The organism is Microcoleus sp. AT3-A2 (assembly GCF_036705685.1).
Taxonomy (GTDB): Bacteria; Cyanobacteriota; Cyanobacteriia; order Cyanobacteriales; family Microcoleaceae; genus Microcoleus.
In genome coordinates this window covers 1-6,931 of the sequence record NZ_JAUBVF010000089.1, presented here as the reverse complement: position 1 = coordinate 6,931, position 6,931 = coordinate 1, and the positions used below count along the sequence as shown (strand labels likewise).

General features: G+C 47.5%; 3 protein-coding genes. All 3 read left to right on the top strand.

From position 1 onward, the window contains the following. The coding region (locus tag QUB37_RS27615) for a S8 family serine peptidase (RefSeq protein WP_333168264.1) at nucleotides 1-3,873 on the top strand (3,873 nt) is incomplete at its 5' end. 325 nt (nucleotides 3,874-4,198) lie between these two features. Then, entirely contained in the window at nucleotides 4,199-5,560 is a 1,362-nt protein-coding gene (locus QUB37_RS27610; RefSeq protein WP_333168262.1) for a cytochrome 450, read from the top strand. A gap of 256 nt (nucleotides 5,561-5,816) precedes the next feature. Then, entirely contained in the window at nucleotides 5,817-6,362 is a 546-nt protein-coding gene (locus QUB37_RS27605; protein ID WP_333168260.1) for a hypothetical protein, read from the top strand. Nucleotides 6,363-6,931 lie beyond the last annotated feature (569 nt).

The window sequence follows — 6,931 nt, the reverse complement described above, 5'->3', positions numbered from 1 at the left end:
CCAACACCAACACCTCCAATACCTCCAACACCTCCAACACCTCCAACACCAACACCAACCCCAACCCCAACCCCAACACCAACACCAACACCAACACCAACACCTGCTGGAATTACCGTTAATCCTGTAAGTGGATTAATCACGACAGAATCAGGGGGAACAGCAACATTTGATGTCACACTCAACAGCCAACCTACTGCGGATGTCAAAATAGATTTAGAAAGTTCCAATACAACAGAAGGAACAGTTTCTACACCCTCGCTGACTTTCAATTCTGGTAACTGGAATGCAGCGCAAACGGTGACGGTAACGGGTGTTAACGACAATGTTGCTGACGGCAATAAACCTTACACGATTGTTACTGCCCCTGCTGTTAGTACGGACAACAATTATAACGGCTTAAATGCAGCCGATGTCGCTGTTACCAATAATATCCCAGCCATAGACTTAGCTCCAAACACTGCAAGTACAGCCAAGGAAATCAATGCTGCTTCTAGTTTCAGAAATTACCCCGATGCAGTGAGTAGTAACGATCCCGATTACTACGAATTCACTTTAGGTGCTCAAAATGACTTCAATTTGTCAGTCAGTGGAGTCAATCAAGATGTCAAAATAGAATTGCTTGACAGCAGTCAAAATGTCATTTCAACTGCACAAGATTCTGGCCCAGCCTCCAAGTCAATTAACCGCATTTTGGAACACGGCACTTACAATGTGCGAGTTTCTTCAGTTAATAGTGTAGAAACTCCCTACAATTTAAACTTGTCGGTTATACCTCGTCTTCCAGGTGTTACAACTACAGGATATGAAGGCCCTGCATTCACAGCTTTGCAGCCAGTTGCAACTACCCAAAACTCTTCGGGGAGCAGCAATAACAATGTCTTTTATTCCCCGTCCGAAAACAATTTTCTGTCTTCAGTGCTTTCTAGTTTTAGTGGTGGCAACAACAATGACCTAGCATATTCTTATGGTTTTGACGCCAGCGGCAACGACCCCTATCCCGAGCATAAGCGCGATGCAAGTGTATCCAGTAAACTGATCAATCTGGACAAATTCCGCGCCGCACCGCGTTTTTCCGGTATTGACGGCAGCGGTTTCTCTGTAGCGATATTAGATACTGGCATCAACTTAGATCACCAATTCTTTGGCCCTGATACTGACTCTAACGGCATCGCCGATCGCATCGTTTATAACTACGATTTTGCCGACGGCGACGCAGATGCAAGCGACCAAGACGGACATGGATCGAACATTGCTAGCATTATTGCCTCCCAAGACCCAACCTATACAGGGATGGCACCTGGGGCTAATATTATCGACCTAAAGGTGAGAAAGGATCCTCCAGCTAATGTAGGAGACGAAATTAATAAGTTTCCGTTTGTAGAACAAGCTTTGCAGTGGGTATTGGAAAATGCAGATGCTCAAAACATTGTCAGCGTTAATATGGCATTCGGCAGCGGTGAAAGTTATTCCAGCGCTATTTCACTCTACGGAATTGGAGATGAACTGGCAGAATTGGCGGCGAAGAATATCATTGTTGTCTCTTCATCCGGCAACCGTTACTACCAGTACCAGTACGAGAATCCTCCAGGTGTCAACTACCCTTCAGCCGATCCGAATTCTCTATCGGTCAGCGCGGTATATAACTCCAACATTGGTAGTTTTCAGTATCGAGATTATTTTGGCGATGCGATCGCAAATACCACTGCTGCCGATCGCATAGCTCCATTTTCTCAGCGTAACGGGGCATTAACCACAGTGTTTGCTCCGGGGGCACCCATCACCGGGGCTGGGGCTGGCCTACCTGGCGAGTTCACAACCCCCTCTGGCGCTCCCATAAACATTTATCACGGTAGCAGTCAAGCTACAGCCCACATTGGGGGCATTGCAGTGTTAGCCCAACAGTTAGCACAGCAAGAATTAGGCCGCCGACTGACACCAACCGAGTTCGCCAATCTTTTGAAAGCAACCGGTGTCACCATCAATGACGGCGACGACGAAGACGACAATGTTACCTATTATACCAATTTTGATTACAAGCGCGTCGATGTGATGGCTTTGGCCCAAGCTATTATCGGCAATCGGCCGCCAGAAGAGAAAATTCACCTGGGCAGTACGTACACTGCTCTCAATCAAGTAGTTCCTAACGTCTACACAGACCCGGATGGCGACCTACTCACCTACACGCTAACCCTGACTGACGACAGCTCATTACAGAGCAATCCGAACAGCAGTTGGCTTGGATTGTCGTTTAACTCTGCCGCAAACACCATCCAGTTCACCGGAACTCCCCCAAGCAACTGGGGAGACTTCTACGCTAAGTTAACAGCAACAGACCCTGATGGTGCGTGTGCCAGCCAGATCATCCACATAGTGAACAGAGGAGATGGCTGGGTCATCGACGGTTACATTTCTGGGGCGACAGTCTTCCTAGACGCCAACAAAAACGGCATCAAAGATACCAACGAACCATCCACCATTACCGATGCCAGCGGTAAATATAATCTCAATATTTCCTTCGAGACTTTCGACACCAACAAAAACGGCGAAATCGACCCATCAGAAGGTAATTTAGTTGCTACTGGAGGCACGGACACCGCCACCGGCTTGCCCCTAGAAACGCCAGTCACCGCACCACCAGATTCTACTGTTGTCACTCTCTTAACCAGCTTAGTTGCCGACTTAATCGACAAAGGAGTTGCACCCGAAGCAGCACAATCTCTGGTCAAATCTGCTCTGGCGATTCCCGCTGAATTTGACCTGACTAGCTTCGACCCCATAGAAGCCACCAACAACAATTTACCGGGCGGTGTCCAAGTCTTAGCAGAAATGGTGAAAGTCCAAAACTTCATCACTCAAACTGCTGGTTTGATTGACGGTGCTTCTAGTGCAACTACTAACGAGATTGTCAAGGCTGTTGTCAGTTCAATTACGACTCCCATTCAATCGGGTACTGTTTTAAACCTGAGTTCTTCAACAGCTTTAGAACCAATCATTCAGCAAGCTGCCGCTAAGATTCAGCAAATTGACTCCAATTTCAACAGTCAACAAATTACCCAAATTACATCGCAAGCTGCGACTGTAATGGCAACAGCAAATCAGCGCATTGATTCGGCTGTTTCCAACCCAACAGGAACATCAATTCCTGAATCAGTTGCCCGCGTCCAACAAGTAGCTTTGGGTGCAACAACTCAAGACTTCAAAGCAGTCGGTGCGGGAACTAAGGCAATTTCCCAGGTAGTTACTGACAATACTGGTGCTGCTTTAGATGCCAAAATTCAAGCTGTGACATTACCTGCTGCGATTGCAACTCCTATCGTCAGCGGCGACGCGGATTTGGGCAGCAATTCTCCCAATGCAATTCTCGGTACAAATGGCGACGATATCCTGACTGGCGACGGCGAAAATAATGTTTTGATGGGAATGAGGGGCAATGATTCCCTCGACGGCGGCCTCGGAAATGACAGTCTTTTCGGCGGCAAAGGTAGCGATACTTTGCTCGGAAGTAGCGGTGATGATGCCTTGTTTGGCAATCGCGGTGCTGACATTTTGAACGGCGGGGATGGCAGCGATATTCTGCTGGGAGGTAAGGGAGATGATTTGCTGACTGGCGGCTTGGGAAATGATAGTTTGACGGGAGGAGATGGTAACGATCGCTTCTTGCTATCTCCAAATTCGGATATCGATATTATCTTGGATTTTGAAGACGGAAAAGATTTGCTTTCTCTAGGCAACAATCTTACTTTCTCCCAACTGTCCTTTACTCAAGAAAACAGTACAACTTTCATCCGTTCGTCAGTAAACGGAGAAATTTTATCTGCTCTCAATGGGGTATCCTCTACTCTAATTAATGTCGCCGATTTTGTTGGCTAGATTTAATAGCAAGTAGTCGCACATAACTACGGTTTATGTGCGGCTCTCAGAGAGTGGGGCTAATACTTTAGATGCAGAAAGTATATCTACTTACCAGCAATCGTTAAAAATTCCACTCAATCTCCGGGACAAGGCTAGACTTGGGCGCAGACATATTCAGTAAAACTATATCTATATTGCCACTGGGTTTACAAATAAAGATGGCTATAGTTATACTTACTGATTTTAGCATTTAAGTGGGATTCAATACCCGCTCAATTGCCGCTCAATACCCTCTTGCTGCTAAATGCGAAGCGCGTTATGGCGAGGGATTCTTGGAGGAATTATGATCAACCTAAATTTAGATACTATTTTCTCATCGCTGATGAACCCGGCACTGAATGAGTTTCAGGCTTGGGCTTTGCAAAACCCGGAAGAAAGTCTCAGCAAAACGATGCTACCGCCGATCGCCCTGATTGAGGGTTTGATTGCCAACGAACCCACCTATTTGCCGATAAAACGGCTGGCTTTCGGAGCGAACTTTTGCTGCGCGGGGCAAGTCGTGATGGGAGAGTTTGACACCCTAGAAAAAGCACTCACATCGCCCCAGGCGCGCGGATGGCGGCTTGGTACTTCTGTACTCGATCCCGATAGCGCGCCCAACCAAGATGTAGGCGGCAGAAACCTTTTCCTGCTGTCTTTGTCCGATCGCGAAACTGACAGTAACAGCAACCACGCAGCATTCCGAAGCTGTATGCAGAAATATCTGTTCAACAGTGCCACAACGGCTCGCCAGGGAGACGAAATCGCCCGACGGTTGCTCGATCGGCTAGCCGCAGATTATGCCGAGATGTCGCACGGTGCGGGGGGAGCGTTTTTTACCGATGTCAAGCGCGGTTGGATGGGATTTTTAGTCCGATATCTGCACTACGTCATCTTTGGGATTAATCCAGACGATTCAGAGTCGATCGAACTTCTCACCGAATTGCATTACACCCGCCAAAGCCCGCTGCACTACTTCGCCGTCATCGGCAACCTGCTGCAAAGCCTGAACCTGTTTGGACACGGGGATTTGTCCACTCTAATCGAGCGTGCAGCGACTATCTATGAAAATTCCCCAGCTTTAGCCGACTTTGAGGAGAGCTCGGAAAACAATGGCATGACTAAGCGGGAATTGGCAAAGCTGATGACATCAATTATGGGCATAGCGGGACTGCAAGGCCCCCTGCACCTAGGCTACACGGCTATGGGGTACCGCCCTCTCCCCGCCTATAAAGGACAGCAGACGGCCGAAATTAACCCGACAGATTTTTGGGATCAACTCGATTTGGATGATCGCCAGTCGATCGAGCTGTTCCTCCTGGAATGCGCCCGCCTCTGGGCCCCCGTCAGCGCCACCCACCGAGTCGCGACAGAGCCTTTCACCGCAACGGTAGCGGGCAAAGAACGCACCTTCCCCGCAGGAACCAAGGTACTGATACCGCTCAGTTTGGGGATGCTAGACGAGAGTTTCTGGGGCTCGACGGTATACGAATTCAACCCTAAGCGCGAGAATCTGTGTCCTTTTCATATGGGATTTCATTCCGTGGGCGATCGGAGTGCGGGACGGATTTGCCCCGGTAAAGACATCGCACTCAAGATGCTCGTGGATGTCGTGAGTACGGTAGGCAAAGTGCGGCGAGCCTCTGAGCCTAATTTGCAGGGGTAATCAATCCAAAAGCTCGATCGGACAGCGGTTGAAACTGGGATATTACACCATTCTCAAGAACAGGCTTTCCGGCCTGTTCCACAAGATATCAAGTTTCTTGTGGGGTGTCCCGCCCGCCCTTGAAAAACTTATTGGCACTGGTGCAAGATGTGAGTTGAAACCGCACGCCACATAAACTATTGAGCGATAAACTCAGAAATCAAGGGGGTATCTAATAGGGAACCAAAACACAACTAATTTGAGGATAAATAATACCATGTTAATCGAACACAAGCAACTAAAAGACATCGCGAATTGGATGAAAGTAGAACATCCAGCGGAGTTACCTGAAGTGCTGCAAGGTATCTTTTTTATGGACGGGAATGTTTTACCAGACGATTGTTTGACGATGTACAGTTCAGACTGGAATGCTGACGAACGGACGTTATTGCTGCGCGTTTTTGACCCTGTTATCTGGACATTTCATTCATCAATGGCGGGACGGATGTTAATTTATTTAGTCAAATTTTCTCGCTTTAGCTACTTGTTCCGATTCTCGGATGCAACTTTGCAGCACGGACACATTACGCCGATAGTGTTTGGATTATCTGTACCGCAGTGGCTGGTAGATTTTTTGATTGATCGAGATCCGAACACTCCGAATGGAGATATCTGGCATCGCAGAAACTCGTTTTTCGGCAGACCTGCTGAGAGTGGATATATACTTCGCAGGATTGTAGACAAAGATGGCAATTACACCTCAGCTTTTCCAGATATGCTGTCTAAAGTGGAGAGTGATTGTTTAATCATTGCCAAAGAGTGAAAATATTTAGGACAACGACAAAACCCGCTTCGTTAGGGGGGTTTTGTCGATCGAATTGGGGGGGTTTGAACCGACGACCTCTACGATGCCAAGTTTGATGTGATATCGTTTTCGGTTGCATCGGAATCATAAAATCGATTCAACAATTAACACTCAACCATTCAGTTTTTCGACCCCGAGTCATATCAACTGCGGTAGCATCGGAATTAATATTACCCACAGGTAGGACACGGCGCCGTGCAATCGAAAACGATATTACTTCTGGCTCATCAGAGTTTATTTGCCATGATTATACACCGTATTCCCGGTTCATAAAGTAGTAGGGACAAGGCATTGCCTTGTCCCTACGGGGATTCGTGGATCAGGGGTGTACTTCACAAACAACGTGGAATCTGCAGTAAGATGTTTGGTTTCACCCTTTTTTGATTCGCCAACCGTCTCTTAATCCATCGTCCCTACAATATTCTCACCTAATTAATTAGGTCGATCGCACTAGTACAGCACGGCGGAAATAAACAGACTATATTCGTGGGAAAATAAATAGTCGGCTTAAAAACCGTTTCGGCGAA

What these genes read in the sequence shown, in the direction of transcription:
- QUB37_RS27610 (WP_333168262.1), top strand. Translation starts at nt 4,199, where the DNA reads ATGATCAACCTAAATTTAGATACTATTTTCTCATCGCTGATGAACCCG.
- QUB37_RS27605 (WP_333168260.1), top strand. Translation starts at nt 5,817, where the DNA reads ATGTTAATCGAACACAAGCAACTAAAAGACATCGCGAATTGGATGAAA.